Below are 16,846 nucleotides of genomic sequence, written 5' to 3' on the forward strand. Positions count from 1 at the left end.
TGTAAGGCGAAATCAGTGTTAATTTTTGTCGGGTTTTAACCTTATAGATTTAGAGGTTTATTTTGACGAAAGATATTTTACAGATATTTCATAACGCTGACATGTCAGTTTACAGTTTTTTTAAAAACTCTGTGCGGGAAAAATAGAGTAAAAATCGATATGTTGCGGTGATAGGGATCGCTTTATGCTGAAATGTCCTTTTTTAAAGGACAGTGCTGTGAAGCTGATCACTCAGTAACCATGCCAATAGTGCGGGGTTAGCTTAATTTAAGGACTGACTTGTTGCGCTAACCGTCGAATGATAGCGGCTGTCAGCCCCCATACAAATTGCCGCTCATACCAAGAAAGATACACGCGGTGATTAATCCCCCCACGGTGGATATCCAGCGAATAGTAGCGTGAAAGACTCAGCGCTTCGTAAAGCGGCATTTCAAATAGCCCTGCGACTTCATCCTCATTGCCATGAAAAGCGACGGTGTCAGGGACCAAACCGACAATAGGGGTGACCTGATAGCCGCTGGAACTGTCCAAGGGCGCCAGTTGCCCCAATACATGAACGGCAGACGCGGGAATAGCGACTTCTTCTTCGGCTTCACGCAGCGCAGTCGCAATTAATGAGTGGTCATCTGGATCAGCTTTACCACCGGGGAACGCGACCTGACCGGCATGTTTTCGCAAATGATTGGAACGCCGTGTTAGCAGCAATGTCGGTTCTGGTCGGCAAATGATCGGGATCAATACCGCGGCATGTCGGCTATTGGCCGAAAAACAACCGGGTTGCGGCAACTGTAATTGGAAGCGGCTGATAAACTCAGGCAATGTTATCCCGATTAAAGATTCACTCACAGAGTGTCTCGCACATAGATTGTTCATTCTCAATAGTGATAAGTTTTAAAGAATCGCACACTTCTAACATCCTGACCTTTTTGACGATGACTCTTTTTCGAGTTGCGGCAAAATCCGGGCAATTTTATCAAAAGTTTCCTGATATTCGGCCTGTTCATCACTGTCAGCCACAATCCCCCCGCCAGCGGAACAATATATTTTCCCGTTTTCAGTCAATAGGGTGCGGATCGTAATGTTGGTATCCATTGTCCCGCAGCAACTAATATAGCCAATGTTACCGCAGTAGGCATTACGCCGATGCGGCTCCAGTTGTTCAATAATTTCCATTGCACGAATTTTAGGCGCACCCGTGATGGAACCGCCGGGGAAACAAGCACGAAGAAGTGCGGTCGCTGGGCAATTGTCAGGCAGTGTGGCAGTAATGGTACTGACCAAATGGTGCACCGCTGGGAAGGGCTCAACGACGAATAATTCAGGCACTCGCACGCTACCTGGCTGAGCCACTCTGCCGATATCATTGCGTAGCAAATCAACTATCATCAGGTTTTCTGCTCGGTCTTTACTGGCGTTTGCCAATCGTACTGCTTGCAGACGATCCTGCTCAGGATCAGGTAGCCGTGGCAATGTCCCTTTAATTGGGCGAGTCTGAATCTGATGGTTTTCCAACCAGAGAAAACGCTCTGGCGATACGCTGAGTATGCTGTTATGTGGCAATCGGATAAAAGCTGAAAAAGGCGCGCGATTGCTGCGGCTCAAAGAGAGAAAGGCTTGCCATTCATCTCCTTGATATTCAGCACTGAATCTTTGCGCCAAATTAATTTGATAGCAGTCACCACTCTGAAGGTAGGCCTGAATTTGGCGGAATTTTTCGCCATATTGTTCCCGCGACATATTGGCTTGCCATGGGCTCGTCAACCTAAAGGGTATGGCAGCTTCCGTTGCTTTCAACTGACTCAACCAGTCTAGTCGTGGCTCTGCATCACCGTGACATACCAAGGTCAGTTTTTGCAGATGGTGATCAGCAATGAGCGCCCAGTCATACAACCCGATGGCCATATCGGGTAGGGCAATATCTTGTTCAGCCAACGCAGGGACCTTTTCAATCCGCCGGCCAAGATCATAGCCAAATAGTCCCAATGCCCCCCCTAAGAAAGGTAAGTCTGGATGCGTTAGGACTGATGGTAAGATTTTATCCAACTCTTGCTGCAATAACGTAAAGGGATCTTCGTGGGATAACGTTGTCCCGTGAGTGCTGACAATCTCGGTTTGTTCCCCTCTGGTCGTGAGTGTGACCACGGGGTCAGCGACCAAAATATCAAAACGATTATGGGCATGCTCGGCGAATCCAGAGTGCAATAACATCGCCCACTCCTGATTGGCGAGTGGTGTAAATTGCTGGAGTAGGGCATCAGGCTGATAGGGTAATGTTTTGAAGGTCAGGGATTTTATACTCATGAGTCGTTATTCTTTTCTTACGGGTGAAGAGGGGTGAACATCAGGCCGCCGAGAAGATTAGCATAAAACACGCATCGGTTTCTGTCCGTTCTATCGGGGAGGGCCAATTCAACTCGGATATAGCCAATTCAGTATGGAATAGCCAATTCACCGCTGATGAGAATAAACAGGTATACTTGAGCAATTATAGGTAGGAGATAAATCAATGCTAGCGGGTATGCCTTCACTTTCCCATGAGGAACAGCAAGAAGCAGTTGAACGTATTCACAAATTCATGTCGGAAGGGATGAGCAGTGGCGAGGCGATCGCATTGGTTGCCGAAGAGATTCGAGAACGGCACCAAAACGATCCTCAAGCAATGCCTATCTTTGAAGATACGGATTTTGAGGATCACGAAGAGTCTGATTATCGTCGTGATGATGAACAAGATGCAGATGACATTGAAGATCAATACGAAGGTTGATGTTCGCACTGCAAATTAGGCCGCAAAACCCGCCGAGAATGGCGGGTTTTTATTATCAGGGAAAAGTGTTATTTCCCACTCACCACGACAGCACTCGCGGCGTGTTTCGCCACTTCAATGGCAGCACTCACGTCATCGGCAACCGCCAGTGCGACACCCAAACGCCGTTTACCGGCAATTTCCGGCTTACCAAATAAGCGAATCTGTGTATCCCCCGTTAACGCTGTTTCTAGCCCATGATAATGGATATTGTCGCTGGTTAATTCAGGCAAGATAACGGCTGATGCTGCCGCGCCATATTGTCGAATGGTGCCAATCGGCAGCCCCAAAAATGCACGAACATGTAGCGCAAACTCGGACATGTTTTGCGAAATTAAGGTCACCATCCCGGTATCATGCGGGCGCGGTGAGACTTCACTAAAGATGACTTCATCGCCACAGACAAACAGCTCAACGCCAAATAACCCGTGTCCACCTAATGCTGTTATTACCTCAGAGGCTATCGCTTGGGCGCGATCCAACGCAACATCACTCATTGCTTGTGGTTGCCAAGATTCGCGGTAATCACCTTCTTCTTGGCGGTGACCAATCGGCGCGCAGAAATGAATACCATCAACAGCGCTGATCGTCAGCAGGGTTATTTCAAAATCAAAGCGCACCAGTCCTTCGACGATCACACGTCCACCACCAGCACGACCACCCAATTGCGCGTAGTCCCATGCGGTTTTGAGTTGATCTTCACTGCGAATCAAACTCTGTCCTTTACCGGAAGAACTCATCACAGGCTTGACAATGCACGGGTAGCCAATCTCACTCACGGCAACGCGAAAAGCACTCTCGGTATCGGAGAAACGGTAGCTAGAGGTGGGAATTTGTAGGGTTTCGGCGGCCAGACGGCGAATGCCTTCTCGATTCATCGTCAAGCGCGTAGCCTCGGCGCAAGGGACAACACGCTGTCCCATGTTTTCAAGTTCAACCAGCATATCGGTGGCAATGGCTTCGATTTCAGGCACGATATAATGTGGTTTCTCTTGCTCGACTAACTGCTTCAACGCAGCACCATCCAGCATGTTAATCACATGGCTGCGATGGGCGACATGCATCGCGGGAGCATCCGCATAGCGATCGACAGCAATCACTTCCAACCCGAGTCTCTGGCATTCTATTGCCACTTCTTTGCCCAACTCGCCTGAGCCTAGCAGCATGACACGAGTGGCGCCTGGGCGCAGAGCGGTTCCAATTGTTAGCATAGTGAGATACCTACATCAGTGGGGAATTAGCACATTTACTCGGCGCGCGAGCGATTTTAATGGGCAACAGTATAAAGTAAAATAGAAACGAAAACGATTGCGTATCTAACTGAGCGCAGTCAAAGAGGGGCATTTATTGGGTAAGAATTTTCATTCTGAACGCATGAAGGCCATCGTGAAAAGCGCTGAGCAGGTCTAATTTGTAGGGTTTTTGCAGTATTCTACCGGCAAGAGGCCCACTTCTGGTATTATCGCGCCAAAATATTGCGCTTGCCTTCAGGCCATCGCTGCCATTCCATCCTGTTATAAGAGTCTTTGCCGTGAGCACAACCTCCTTTGCTACCTTGACGCTGCCTGCTGAGCAGTTGTCCAATCTTAATGAACTTGGCTATACCGAGATGACACCGGTACAGGCTGCAGCGCTACCGGCAATCCTCAAGGGCCAAGATGTTCGTGCGAAGGCCAAAACCGGCAGTGGCAAAACCGCTGCATTTGGTATCGGTTTGCTAGACAAAATTGCGGTAGGTGAGTTTGTCACTCAGGCATTAGTGTTGTGTCCAACCCGTGAATTGGCAGACCAAGTCAGTAAAGAGCTACGCCGCTTGGCCCGTTTCACTCAGAACATCAAAATTCTGACCTTATGTGGCGGGCAGCCGATGGGCCACCAGTTGGACTCTCTGGTACATGCGCCTCATATCGTTGTCGGTACACCAGGGCGCATCCAAGAACATTTACGCAAAAAAACGCTGGTGCTGGATGATCTCAAGGTGTTGGTCTTGGATGAAGCCGATCGCATGTTAGATATGGGCTTCGCCGATGCCATCGATGATGTGATTTCTTACACCCCACCAACGCGCCAAACACTGTTGTTCTCCGCCACTTATCCGTTTGGCATTGAACGAATCAGTGCGCGGGTACAGCGTGATCCGCTCAATGTTGAAGTGGATGATGGCGAAGAAGCCCCCGCCATTGAGCAGATGTTCTTTGAAACCACGCGCGAAAAACGCTTACCGCTGCTGATTGCCATTCTCAGCCACTATCAGCCAGCATCTTGTGTCGTGTTTTGTAACACCAAAAAAGATTGCCAGAGCGTTTACGACGCCTTGGAATCCCGTGGTATCAGTGTACTGGCGTTACACGGTGATTTAGAACAACGTGACCGTGATCAGGTGCTGGTCCGTTTTGCCAACCGCAGCTGCCGTGTGTTAGTGGCAACCGATGTTGCAGCTCGTGGTCTGGACATCAAAGATTTAGAGTTAGTGGTTAACTTTGAACTGGCGTTTGATCCTGAAGTTCATGTACACCGCATTGGGCGTACTGGCCGAGCAGGGATGAGCGGGCTGGCTGTTAGCTTGTGTACACCACAAGAAATGACTCGCGCCCATGCAATTGAAGATTATCTGCAAATAAAGTTGAAATGGACACCCACTGATCAAGTGAGCCGCAGTACTAGCCCTCTGTTGGAACCCGAAATGGTGACGCTATGCATTGACGGTGGCCGTAAAGCAAAAATTCGTCCAGGTGATATCTTGGGCGCACTCACCGGTGATGCGGGATTGACGGCGGCAGACGTGGGTAAAATCGACATGTTCCCGGTGCATGCCTATGTGGCTATCCGTAAGGCCAGCGCCAAGCGCGCTTTACAACAGCTGCAACAAGGTAAAATCAAAGGCAAAAACTGCAAAGCCCGTCTATTAAAATAATCACAGTGGGGGGATGGTGATTGCATCTCCCCAACAAATCATCTTATACTGTGTTTATGTACAGTAACCTATAAGCAAATAGGACGTTTATTCATGGCCGTTGAAATAAAATTCGTCGTGGTAAGACAGGGTGAGGAAAAAATGACTTTCACAACCAAAAAAGAAGCCGATGCCTACGATAAAATGCTGGATTTGGCTGACAATTTGTCTGAATGGTTGTCACAAGCTCCCTTAACACTGGAAGAAGAACAGCGTGAAGCGCTAAGTTTCTTCTTGGCAGAAAATAAAGATGCATTGGGGCAAATTCTTCGGGGTGCAAGTCCTACAGCCCCTGTAGATGGGCAGTCAAAAGTGAAGTCTGAGAAAAACGCGCCAGAGAAAAAAACCAAACCTGAAGAAAATCAAGCCGCTTAATCTGCCTACTTTCGGCAGAAAGTCAAAAAGGGATCTAAAATGAATCGTGAAATCACCTTCTTTCGCCGCTTTGAGGCGGATATTTTGGCTGATCGTAAAACGATCACGATCCGAGATAGCAGTGAATCCGATTTTCGCCTAGAAGAAATTCTGCGCGTATGTCGCAATGAAGACGGCGTATTTTTCTGTCACATCAAGGTCGCGTCAGTTACGCCCGTGACATTGGATGCGTTAACTGAGCGCCATGCTGAGCAAGAAAATATGTCCTTGGATGAACTTAGAAAGGTGATTAAGGCGATCTATCCCGGCTTGGAACAGTTCTACGTGATTGAGTTTACTCGGTGTTAATTCAGCAACGCTAATTCGCAGACGCGACAGCGTTGTTCACTCTGTAACCTACCTCTCAATCATCGTTCCTGCCGCTGGATAGTAATAATAAAAAGTGGAGGAAGGATGAGAAAGACAGGACTCGCCTTGGTATTTGCTGCCGTATCGGCAGCCATCATAGGCAATGTACAAGCGCAAGAGCCACGGGTAGCGAAAGTACCTACTTGTACCGGCTTAAATCAATCTCAGGTTGCCACTCAGGTCAAACGCGATTTTCTGCAAAATAGAATCACGCGCTGGGAAAATGACAAAAAACGACTCGGGACTAATAAGCCCGTGGTTTGGATCAGTGAAGTCGATATCACCGGTAAAGATGACATCTGGCAGGTTCCATTGGTTGTTCGAGGTAATAAGGGCGATGAGACCTATGAGGTGGTGTTAGATTGTCAGGCTGGTTCGATGACGTATACCCTTCGTCCTTGAAGCCACAGGGGTGTTGGCTGCTTTCACTCACCCGAATCACATACTCATATATGCTCATCGGGATGAGTTCAATTGCCGCCTACCTGTGACTCCAATGACCTTGGGTATATTTTTTTCTTGAAGCCACAGGGGTGTTGGCTGCTTTCACTCACCCGAATCACATACTCATGTATGCTCATCGGGATGAGTTCAATTGCCGCCTACCTGTGACTCCAATGACCTTGGGTATATTTTTTTCTTGAAGCCACAGGGGTGTTGGCTGCTTTCACTCGCCCGAATCACTTACTCATGTATGCTCATCGGGATGAATTCAATTGCCGCCTACCTGTGACTCCAATGACTTTGGGTATATTTTTTTCTTGAAGCAGCAGGGTTGTTAGCGGCACGCACTTGCCTGAACCGCATCTAAACAGGTACTGGGGCAAAGAATTCCGATACCTGTTTCTCACTCTATTTATTACTCAATTAGACTCATATTGATTCATTATCATTAAATGTTGGTGCTTGGCATCACTAAATAATCGTGTCACCCTCGCGATAACGAACACAGATGGATAACTCACCCATGACCACACCTCCAAAGGCAGCAAAACGCCCTTATCCGATAACTATGCACGGCGATACCCGTGTAGATGACTACTACTGGTTACGTGATGATGAACGTACCAACACGGATGTTTTGAATTATTTGCAAGCTGAGAATGAATACACTGAAGCGGCCATGAAGCCACTGCAACCCTTGCGCGAAACCTTATACCAAGAAATGGTATCCCGTATTCCGCCACAAGAAGAATCTGTTCCTTATGTCCGTAACGGTTACCGCTATCAGACACGCTATGAACCGGGTAACGAATATGCGATTTATGTCCGTCAACCTATTTGGGCGGATAGCAGCTGGGAAACGTTATTGGATGGTAACCAGCGTGCCGTAGACAGTGACTTTTATACCTTAGGTGGGTTAGATGTCAGCCCAGACAATCAACTTTTGGCGGTTGCAGAAGATTTCTTATCGCGCCGCCAATATGATATTCGGGTAAAACATTTACAAACCGATACTTGGCAAGAAGATGTTATTACCAATACGTCAGGCAGTTTTGAGTGGGCAAATGACTCAAAAACTCTGTACTACGTGCGTAAACATGAAAAAACGTTATTGCCTTATCAAGTCTATCGCCACATCGTTGGGACTGACCCAAAGCAAGATCAACTGATCTACCAGGAAACTGACGACACTTTCTATGTTGGTTTAGAAAAAACCACTTCAGAGCGCTATATCGTTATTCATCTCAGCAGCACCACCACCTCTGAGATTCTCCTGCTGGATGCCGATCAGCATAACCCTGTGCCGCAGCTGTTTGCGCCACGGCGTAAAGACCATGAATATGGTTTGGATCACTACAAGCAGCATTTCTACATTCGCTCTAATAAAAACAGATGCACATCTGAAGACGGCAAGAATTTTGGTCTGTACAACATAGCGGAAGAAGGTAAAACGCTCAGTGATTTTGCTGATGAGTCCCAGTGGCAGCCCATCATTGCGCCAAGAATAGACGTGATGTTGGAAGGGTTCAGTTTGTTCCGTGACTGGCTGGTGGTCGAAGAGCGTAGCGAAGGGCTGACCCATTTGCGGCAAATTCACTGGAACACAGGGGAAGAAAAATCGATTACATTCGATGATCCTACCTATGTGACTTGGCTCGCGTATAACCCCGAGCCAGAAACTGAACTGCTGCGCTATGGCTACTCATCCATGACCACGCCCAGCTCAATGTTTGAGCTGAATATGGACACTGGCGCGCGCCAGTTGCTTAAACAGCAGGAAGTGAAGAACTTCTCACCTGAAAAATACCGTAGCGAACGGATTTGGGTGACAGCAACTGATGGCGTAAAAATACCTGTCTCGCTGGTTTATCACCGCGACCAATTTGTTTCAGGCGCTAACCCCTTGTTAGTGTATGGCTACGGTTCTTACGGCAGCAGTATGGATCCGGTTTTTAGTGGCAGCCGCTTGAGCTTACTGGACCGTGGCTTTGTCTTTGCACTGGCGCATATTCGAGGTGGTGGCGAGCTGGGTCAACAATGGTATGAAAATGGAAAGTTATTCAATAAATTAAATACCTTTAATGACTTTATTGATGTCACTAAGGCATTGATAGAAAAAGGTTACGGTGATGCTAAGCGTGTCTTTGCTATGGGGGGGAGTGCAGGTGGTTTACTGATGGGAACGGTCATTAACCAAGCCCCTGAACTGTATAAAGGTGTTGTCGCGCAAGTGCCATTTGTTGATGTGGTCACCACGATGCTGGATGAGTCTATCCCGCTAACCACCGGTGAATATGATGAGTGGGGCAATCCAAACGAGAAGGCGTATTACGATTATATTAAGCAATACAGCCCCTACGATCAGGTTAAAGCTCAAGATTACCCGCACATGTTGGTCACGACCGGCTTACACGATTCCCAGGTTCAATATTGGGAACCGGCAAAATGGGTCGCCAAACTGCGTGAAATGAAAACCGATGACCACCAACTGCTGCTCCATACTGATATGGATTCCGGTCATGGCGGCAAGTCGGGCCGTTTCAAAGCCTATGAAGATATCGCTTTGGAATACGCATTTATTCTAGGCCTCGCTTGATAGCACCAATCAAATTACGACAGATAATGGTTCAGTGTATGGCGCATATCTGGCGTCAAATCAGTGATTGAAGCTAACATCCATCGCAGGTAGTCCGGATCTTGTCGGGCTATCTGCTCAATACTTTTCCCGCGATACTTGCCGAATTTAAAGGTCTGCAACAACAAGGGTTGCTGCGTTATCTCGACCATTTGCTCAGCGTTCCAACCTGAGTCCTTCATAATGCGCTGCAACAATGCCGCAGTGACGTAGCAGTCATATAACGCGCGATGAGGGTACAGTCCATCAGGCGGTGAAACATTCAGGCGTAAGGCATAACGTAGATATTGATTACTGTACTTAATATCAGGGTAAAGCATACGTGCCAGCTTGAACGTACAAATCCATTGGCCGCCCATCTCAGGCAGAACACCTCTGTCAAAAGGGGCGTTATGCGCAACATAATAAGGACTACCCTGATATTTTTGAATGGCGACAGCGATTCTTGGTTTACCCTCGACCATTTCTTCAGTGATATGGTGAATCACCATGGCGTCAATACTGATTGGTCTGTCCGGGCTGACCAGGTCACTCATCGGGTTACTCAGTTGTCCATCCACTATATCTATTGAAGCAACCTCGACAATCCCACCGTCTAAACCACAAGTTTCAGTATCGATGACACGAAAATACATCCTTAATCTCCTTCGTTTCCATGATAACAACCAACAAAAAACCCGCCTTTCGGGGCGGGTTGGCTAACGAGACGAAAATACCATTATTCTGCGCTGGATGTTGATGACTTCTTAGCGCGTTTCTCAGCTTTTTTCTCAGCCGGTGTTTTTAGTGGTTTTTTCTTCGCGTTCTTTTTGCTGTCCATTCCCTTACTCATGGCTTGCCTCTCTTTACCTTCGGTTAGGTTGGTACGCATGCCTATTAACCACCTAATGGCAGGGAGTTGCAAGTAGATAAACCGTCACTACGATTAATAGATTGTTTAACAAGAGTATTATTAAATCATCACCCCTCTTGATACCGCGTAATTCACATGCTGTGCTGAACTATCGCCGAGCTATTCATTGAGATCCGATGCAATTATCAGCAGTTGATAGAATTAATGAGCTGATTGGCGTAAATGTGATGTTTTATCGTTGACCCTACGTGCGGTATAAGCTTTGATAGCCTTTATGTCTAATAAGAAACAGGGAAAATAATGGAACAGTTACGTGGACTTTATCCAGCGTATGAACCCTACGACAGTGGTTTATTAGACACCGGCGATGGGCATCAGATTTACTGGGAACTCTGTGGTAACCCTGAGGGCAAACCAGCGGTATTTATCCATGGTGGCCCAGGCGGGGGAATAGCACCTTATCATCGGCAATTGTTTAATCCGACAAAATATAAAGTGTTGCTGTTTGATCAACGTGGGTGCGGGCGTTCGAAACCCCACGCCAGCCTTGAAAATAACACCACGTGGCATTTAGTCGAAGATATCGAGCGGCTGCGAAAAATGGCCGGTGTAGATAAATGGCTGCTATTTGGTGGTTCATGGGGTTCCACACTGGCGCTGGCCTATGGAGAAACACACCCAGAGCGAGTCAGTGAAATGGTGTTGCGGGGTATCTTCACCCTGCGTAAAAAAGAGCTGCATTGGTACTATCAAGAGGGTGCTTCGCGTTTCTTCCCTGATAAATGGCAACGTATTTTATCCATTTTGTCGCCAGAAGAGCAGGGTGATGTTATCGCTGCTTATCGCAAACGACTGACATCACCAGATAAGGCGGTGCAGTTGGAGGCAGCAAAAATCTGGAGTCTGTGGGAGGGTGAAACCGTCACTTTATTGCCGACCAAAAGTTCAGCATCCTTCGGTGAAGATGATTTTGCATTGGCTTTTGCGCGCATTGAAAATCACTATTTTACCCATTTAGGTTTTTTAGATGATGATAATCAATTGCTAGATAACGTTACGCGTATTCGTCACATTCCTGCCGTGATCATTCATGGCCGATACGATATGGCTTGCCAGCCACAAAATGCGTGGGACTTAGCGCAAGCTTGGCCAGAGGCTGAATTGCACCTTGTTGAAGGGGCAGGGCATTCATTCGATGAGCCGGGGATTTTGCATCAGTTAATTCTTGCTACGGACAAGTTTGCTCGTAAATCCTAACCGCTTATTGATTTACGCCTGTAGTTTTACCTAACAGGCGTTTTATCATGACTTCATTTTAGGTTCATACGGCAAACGCGAGAACTTATTCGACTCGATTCGGTAATGGGCAAGCCGTTGTGAAAAGTACTCACACAGCTCTTCTGGTTGTTCGCGCGCGACCATTTCTGGAATAACAGGCATGTTGTAGCGTTCTTTAAATGCCACTCCTGACGCCGCTAAATCAACATTCATCTTGGCCATTTCTTCTCTAGAGAGCTCTGCCAGATTGTATCCCATCGTATTCTCCTGCTTACTTGTTTTGACTATGGCGCAAAAGGTAATGCAGTCGGCGGGTGTTGGCAAGTAGCGAATATAACGAAGTGAAATGTGATAATGGCATTCGACTCAGCGAGAATAATAATCATCTAACTTTTATTTTTATTATTTAATAAAAACTCCACTTAAATAAGAATCATTCTTTTTAGTATTTCAGTGTTAATGTAAATGATTCTTATAACAGTTAAGCTCATATGCTAGATTTATTAATCAAATTAAAAACAATGGCTTACATTATTTTGTTCTTTTCGATAATAATAATGTGAATAGGGTGTTCTTATTTTGTTTTTATCTTGGCATAATACAAGCATCAATCGTTGCTTACCTGCATTATAAAAAGAGAAGGGAATTATTATGTTGAAAACAGAAATGGCACAAAAGCTCAATGAGCAGCTGAATCTGGAATTTTACTCTGCGAATCTATATCTACAAATGAGTGCTTGGTGCAGCGATAAAGGCTTTGAAGGCGCGGCAGCATTTCTAAAAGAGCATTCTCAGGAAGAGATGCAGCACATGCAGCGTTTATTTGAGTACCTCAGCGGAACCGGCTCTATGCCTGTTTTAGGTACCATCAGTGCGCCGCCAATCGATTTTGCTTCATTGGCTGATGTCTTTAAATTGACCTACGAACATGAACAATTAATTACCACTCAAATCAATGAGCTTGCCCATGTCGCAATGACCACTCACGACTATTCAACTTTCAACTTCCTGCAATGGTATGTTGCTGAACAGCATGAAGAAGAAAAATTGTTCAAATCAATCTTGGATAAATTGGCTCTGGTTGGTAATAGTGGCAATTCATTGTTCTTCGTCGATAAAGACTTAAAAACAATGGCCGCCCAAAGCCATCCACAGGCTTAATTTCAGCGATTAGTATGGATTTGTGAGACATTCGCTGCAGCAATTGGTTACCTTGAAGGAACAGGTTGCTGCGGTGCTTTGTTTAGCCCCGCAATGCTAGTGGTAATGACCCCCTCCCATCATATTGTTTTCTCGCCATTTACATATTGTTTACCTTTGGTTTCTCGACTTGCAATAACTAAATCGTTATCATTTGCATTAACGTCAAACGGGTGAGTTTAGTTATCGTTCAACTATTGGTGATATTTCAATCATCAATCAGAAACTGGCGTTTTCTTTTGTGTCCTACCTCACAGGTAGTGCAATTGACTGGATTTGATAGGGGTTTGCTCTGCCAATATAGGATATGGTTGGTAGCAGACTGATTATTCTCCCCATCGATAAAGGGATACCATGTTTATTCGTAAAGTACGTTCTTCATGCCGCATGCTTTCGGCTCTTATCGTGCTATTTGTTGGGCTCTCTAGCCAACAAGCTCTTGCTCATGCACATTTAAAGATTGAATCTCCCGCCGCGGATACGACCATCGGCTCAGCCCCAGAAGCGCTGACGTTAGGGTTCTCGGAAGGAATAGAGTTGAATTTCAGTGGTGTAAAAGTCACCGGGCCAGATAATAGTGTCGTGAAAACAGGGGCACTGAAATTGGACCCAGCTAACAACACACAATTGATACTGCCTATCGATCACGCATTGACTGCGGGTAAATACAATGTTTCATGGCATGTAGTTTCGGTTGACGGCCATAAAACAAAAGGCACCTACAGTTTCACTGTGAAATAATATGTCTCTAGCGGCACTATTTATTCTTTGTCGCTTCCTGCATTTTATGGCGGTGATGCTGATGTTTGGCATCAGTCTATTCACCGCTGTTCTCGCATCAGGTTCATTCTCTTCGATACTCACAAAACGCCTGTCACCTCTGCTAATTATCAGTACAACGCTTGCCTTTATCTCTGCTGTGGGTCTGCTCGCCATTCAAGCTGGCATGATGGGGGATGGCTGGGCTGATACTTATCGACTGTCAGTGTGGTGGTCGGTGTTGGGGACACGCTTTGGTCAAGTGTGGCAATGGCATCTAGCGTTATCGGTTCTGAGCATGGGGATAATCTTCCTTGGGCCAACTCGTACTGCATTTCGGATGATGGCTGGTTGCTCGGCATTGTTATTAGCCAGTTTGGCATTCACAGGGCATGCCGCAATGCACGATGGTCTATTGGGCTGGATTCATCAGACGAATCAGGTCATACATCTAATCAGTGCGGGTTACTGGGTAGGATGCCTTCCTCCATTGCTTATCTGCCTAGCTTATACCCGCAATCAAATGGTTAAACGCGAAGCCACCTCTGTCTTAATCCGGTTTTCAAGTTGGGGGCATTTGTCCGTTGCATTGGTATTGGCGACGGGCGTCATTAACAGCTTAATTATGTTGCGCGATACTCAGCTTGAGCTGACATCCAGCTATCAGATACTGTTGTTCAGCAAAGTGGTATTGGTTATGTTGATGATTTTCATTGCCCTGATTAATCGTTATCGGATTGTCCCTATGCTAAGGAAACTTCCTGCAAAAGCACATTATTGGCTGGTGATAAACAGCTGTACTGAAATCTTGCTTGGTGCAGCTGTGTTACTGCTGGTCAGCCTGTTTGCGACCATGGCACCGGTCTAGTCTGGGAAATAGAGGCGACATATATCGCTCTGTGCTTGCATCTGCGGCTGAGTATGCGAGAAAATCAATGCTATGAATGGTTTGAGGGTGATTAAAAATGAAGGGTTCTGTGTTGGCGTTAACCTTACTGATGCTATCAGTTAATGCTTTTGCTGCTGGGAAAATTATCACTGTCAGTAAGTTTGAATTTGGAAAGCAATGGGCGTTTACCCGAGAAGAAGTCATGTTGGAATGCCGCGCAGGTGATGCATTATTTGTGATTAACCCAAGTACGTTAACGCAATATCCGCTAAATGATATTGCGACCGAGCAAATGAAAGCAGGGCATGTTTTGGCGAAACCATTAGATGTATTGCTGCTTGATGACAGTGCAAATCCAAGTCAAAAGATGAGTTTAGAGCCCTTTGTTCAGCGTGCTATGACGTTATGCCAAAAGTAATGTGACCTTTTTTATTGGCATTGGTGAGTGTTAATTCATATCAAACAATTGGTTATGTAGTACTTCTCCAGCGCAGATGCTTATAATGCAAATTAATTTACAACCGTAATTAATTACTTTTGCAATCAACTTGGCGAAAAGCATGCGCTCGACTACGCTTAAAGGGTACGGCTGAGTAAGCCTACGTTAATGCCAACTTTTAGCGCACGGCTCTCTCCCAAGAGCCATTTCCCTAGACCGAATATAGGAATCGTATTCGGTCTTTTTTTAACTAATTTATTTTATTGGTGTTTTTATTTTCCTCCCGAAATCTCCCCGAAATCCTATACTCGGCCTAAATCTCAACCCACTCATTTTTACGTGAATCCAGGTACACATTCGTCATTTTCATCGATTTGTGTCCAAGCAATTTCTGTGCAAATTCCTTACTGTATTCTGCCTCATAAAGCCGCGATGCCAGACTGCGGATCTCGTGAAAGCTGGGAGGGGATACTTCATAAACCAGATCTGTTGCTTTCAATGTTTTGGTGGTCGGGAGATTACTGTTAGATACTGTCATTAAAATTATTCATAACCCCCCGACCGCTTATTAAGGGCGCGGCAGGTATAACTCTTCAGTTCTGCATGTTCTGGTAGAGGTCCCAACGGTTGCCGTAGAGATCTTCAAACACAACCACTGTTCCGTAGTCCTCTTCGCGCGGCTCTTCGCAGAAATTAACTCCTTTTGTCTTCATCGAATTGTAATCTCGCCAGAAATCATCTGTCTGCAGGAATAGGAACACCCTACCGCCGCACTGGTTGCCAATAAAGTTTTCTTGTCTCTCGTTTGAGGCGCGTGCGAGTAGAATGTTACAGTCGCTTTCCGGATTCGGTGTAACCACCACCCAGCGTTTCTCAGGCTGCGGCGTATCCTCAACAAGAGTAAAACCCAGCTTGTCCGTGTAATACTCAATAGCGCAGTCATAGTCGTCAACCACTACAGCCACATATCCCAGGCACCGCTTCTGCGTTCTCATTTTCTGCTCCGTTAGGTTTAAGGTGTCGCTGACCGGATACTCTTTTATCATAAAAGAATTTCAGTTTACTGTTTGATGGGGAGTTAAAGTACCGAATCCGCTGTCGGCTCGGCGCTAACTGTCAGATCTGATTAAATTCAGGGGACAAAGAATGTCACAGTTAGTACGAATTAATACAAAAACACATCATAGGCTATTCGTGACGAGTTTTACCTATTATTGAGTTAAGAATAGTTACGTTGTCACGAAGATTGCATAATCATCAAAATCTCGCCATTAAGCGGCGGTTTTCCGTTTTGTGAGCTATGACAATTATAAAGCTTGTCATGTTTAACATTTGTTTATATTAACAATGTAAATTATGCGTCGCTGTGATAGTTACCTTGGTGCAAGGATTGCATTATCGTTGGTACGGTTACAAGGTCAGCTATCACAGCACCAACTCAAAGCCTCAGTTAATCGCTGGGGCTTTTTTACATGCGAGATTATCCTCTATGTAGAATTAGCGGATAGATAGTGAAACTACATTCGCATGAGTACTGAAAGAACCTCATTCTAGCCACTCTCTGAGGCGTGGATGAGGCAGTATCTATGTTTTTTTATCAGTTGATAAAAATCAACAAGTTCATCAAGCTTAAATGGTCTGAGAATAAGCCGTGGTGTCTCTAAGTATGCTAGCTTTGAAACGTGCACTGCGGATCTGTAAAGATCGGCTCGGTGAGGTTATTAGTTGGCGGCAGAATGCGGGAAAAAAATAATTGCAGATTGAGAGCCGTTTTCACAACGGCTCCCTATAGATATAAAAACTTAAGAAA

General features: G+C 46.0%; 18 protein-coding genes and 1 pseudogene. 11 read left to right on the top strand and 8 right to left on the bottom strand.

All coding sequences use genetic code 11. From position 1 onward, the window contains the following. Nucleotides 1-267 precede the first annotated feature (267 nt). Both DA391_RS10095 and pabB read right to left on the bottom strand, forming a co-directional pair. Nucleotides 268-846: a CoA pyrophosphatase gene (locus tag DA391_RS10095; RefSeq protein WP_172678432.1), complete on the bottom strand. Its 579-nt coding sequence runs from the start codon at nucleotides 844-846 to the stop codon at nucleotides 268-270. A 63-nt stretch (nucleotides 847-909) separates the two neighbouring features. Further along, nucleotides 910-2,301: an aminodeoxychorismate synthase component 1 gene (pabB, locus tag DA391_RS10100; protein ID WP_050080576.1), complete on the bottom strand. Its 1,392-nt coding sequence runs from the start codon at nucleotides 2,299-2,301 to the stop codon at nucleotides 910-912. A 205-nt stretch (nucleotides 2,302-2,506) separates the two neighbouring features. On the opposite strand from pabB, the gene DA391_RS10105 reads away from it, so the two are divergent. Then, nucleotides 2,507-2,764 (top strand): YoaH family protein, encoded by a 258-nt coding sequence (locus DA391_RS10105; protein WP_050080578.1) that lies wholly within the window; start codon nucleotides 2,507-2,509, stop codon nucleotides 2,762-2,764. Between the two features lie 68 nt (nucleotides 2,765-2,832). On the opposite strand, the gene purT is transcribed toward DA391_RS10105, so the two are convergent. Next, a complete protein-coding gene (gene purT, locus DA391_RS10110) occupies nucleotides 2,833-4,014 on the bottom strand; it encodes a formate-dependent phosphoribosylglycinamide formyltransferase (protein ID WP_108087666.1) in 1,182 nt (393 codons plus the stop codon). A 320-nt stretch (nucleotides 4,015-4,334) separates the two neighbouring features. Between purT and dbpA the strand changes: the two genes are divergently transcribed. The 5 genes from dbpA to DA391_RS10135 all read left to right on the top strand — a co-directional run bounded on the left by dbpA (nucleotide 4,335) and on the right by DA391_RS10135 (nucleotide 9,579). Beyond that, nucleotides 4,335-5,717, top strand: a complete 1,383-nt coding sequence (dbpA, locus tag DA391_RS10115) for an ATP-dependent RNA helicase DbpA (protein WP_108087667.1) — start codon at nucleotides 4,335-4,337, stop codon at nucleotides 5,715-5,717. Nucleotides 5,718-5,810: 93 nt separating this feature from the next. Beyond that, on the top strand, nucleotides 5,811-6,131 hold the full coding sequence (locus DA391_RS10120; protein ID WP_019210245.1) for a YebG family protein: 321 nt from the start codon (nucleotides 5,811-5,813) through the stop codon (nucleotides 6,129-6,131). Nucleotides 6,132-6,170: 39 nt separating this feature from the next. Further along, nucleotides 6,171-6,479, top strand: a complete 309-nt coding sequence (gene yqfB, locus DA391_RS10125) for a N(4)-acetylcytidine aminohydrolase (RefSeq protein ID WP_108087668.1) — start codon at nucleotides 6,171-6,173, stop codon at nucleotides 6,477-6,479. 105 nt (nucleotides 6,480-6,584) lie between these two features. Then, nucleotides 6,585-6,941 (top strand): protein YebF, encoded by a 357-nt coding sequence (gene yebF, locus DA391_RS10130; RefSeq protein WP_108087669.1) that lies wholly within the window; start codon nucleotides 6,585-6,587, stop codon nucleotides 6,939-6,941. 565 nt (nucleotides 6,942-7,506) lie between these two features. Then, nucleotides 7,507-9,579, top strand: coding sequence for a S9 family peptidase (locus tag DA391_RS10135; protein WP_108087670.1), 2,073 nt, complete (start codon nucleotides 7,507-7,509; stop codon nucleotides 9,577-9,579). A gap of 14 nt (nucleotides 9,580-9,593) precedes the next feature. Here the strand turns inward: DA391_RS10135 and exoX are convergent, their stop codons facing one another. Next, nucleotides 9,594-10,253 (bottom strand): exodeoxyribonuclease X, encoded by a 660-nt coding sequence (gene exoX / locus DA391_RS10140; protein WP_108087671.1) that lies wholly within the window; start codon nucleotides 10,251-10,253, stop codon nucleotides 9,594-9,596. An 83-nt stretch (nucleotides 10,254-10,336) separates the two neighbouring features. Further along, on the bottom strand, nucleotides 10,337-10,489 hold the full coding sequence (locus DA391_RS24200) for a hypothetical protein (RefSeq protein ID WP_155410999.1): 153 nt from the start codon (nucleotides 10,487-10,489) through the stop codon (nucleotides 10,337-10,339). Nucleotides 10,490-10,771: 282 nt separating this feature from the next. Between DA391_RS24200 and pip the strand changes: the two genes are divergently transcribed. Next, on the top strand, nucleotides 10,772-11,728 hold the full coding sequence (gene pip / locus DA391_RS10145) for a prolyl aminopeptidase (RefSeq protein WP_050285736.1): 957 nt from the start codon (nucleotides 10,772-10,774) through the stop codon (nucleotides 11,726-11,728). A gap of 45 nt (nucleotides 11,729-11,773) precedes the next feature. Here the strand turns inward: pip and DA391_RS10150 are convergent, their stop codons facing one another. Beyond that, a complete protein-coding gene (locus tag DA391_RS10150) occupies nucleotides 11,774-12,007 on the bottom strand; it encodes a DNA polymerase III subunit theta (RefSeq protein WP_108087672.1) in 234 nt (77 codons plus the stop codon). 393 nt (nucleotides 12,008-12,400) lie between these two features. Between DA391_RS10150 and ftnA the strand changes: the two genes are divergently transcribed. The 4 genes from ftnA to DA391_RS10170 all read left to right on the top strand — a co-directional run bounded on the left by ftnA (nucleotide 12,401) and on the right by DA391_RS10170 (nucleotide 15,015). Next, on the top strand, nucleotides 12,401-12,910 hold the full coding sequence (gene ftnA / locus DA391_RS10155; protein ID WP_019210237.1) for a non-heme ferritin: 510 nt from the start codon (nucleotides 12,401-12,403) through the stop codon (nucleotides 12,908-12,910). 393 nt (nucleotides 12,911-13,303) lie between these two features. Continuing rightward, nucleotides 13,304-13,690 carry a CopC domain-containing protein YobA gene (gene yobA / locus DA391_RS10160; protein ID WP_050080589.1) on the top strand — a complete coding sequence of 129 codons (387 nt, stop codon included), beginning with the start codon at nucleotides 13,304-13,306 and terminating at the stop codon, nucleotides 13,688-13,690. A gap of 1 nt (nucleotide 13,691) precedes the next feature. Then, nucleotides 13,692-14,576 carry a copper homeostasis membrane protein CopD gene (gene copD, locus DA391_RS10165; protein ID WP_108087673.1) on the top strand — a complete coding sequence of 295 codons (885 nt, stop codon included), beginning with the start codon at nucleotides 13,692-13,694 and terminating at the stop codon, nucleotides 14,574-14,576. Between the two features lie 97 nt (nucleotides 14,577-14,673). Then, nucleotides 14,674-15,015: a YebY family protein gene (locus DA391_RS10170; RefSeq protein WP_108087674.1), complete on the top strand. Its 342-nt coding sequence runs from the start codon at nucleotides 14,674-14,676 to the stop codon at nucleotides 15,013-15,015. 334 nt (nucleotides 15,016-15,349) lie between these two features. Here DA391_RS10170 and DA391_RS10175 read toward each other — a convergent pair. Further along, nucleotides 15,350-15,529: pseudogene (locus DA391_RS10175) on the bottom strand (tyrosine-type recombinase/integrase); the annotation flags it as partial. A gap of 100 nt (nucleotides 15,530-15,629) precedes the next feature. Then, complete coding sequence (locus tag DA391_RS10180) at nucleotides 15,630-16,031, bottom strand: VOC family protein (protein WP_108088266.1); 402 nt, start codon at nucleotides 16,029-16,031, stop codon at nucleotides 15,630-15,632. Nucleotides 16,032-16,846: the final 815 nt, after the last annotated feature.

Source organism: Yersinia massiliensis (assembly GCF_003048255.1).
Lineage (GTDB): Bacteria > Pseudomonadota > Gammaproteobacteria > Enterobacterales > Enterobacteriaceae > Yersinia > Yersinia massiliensis_A.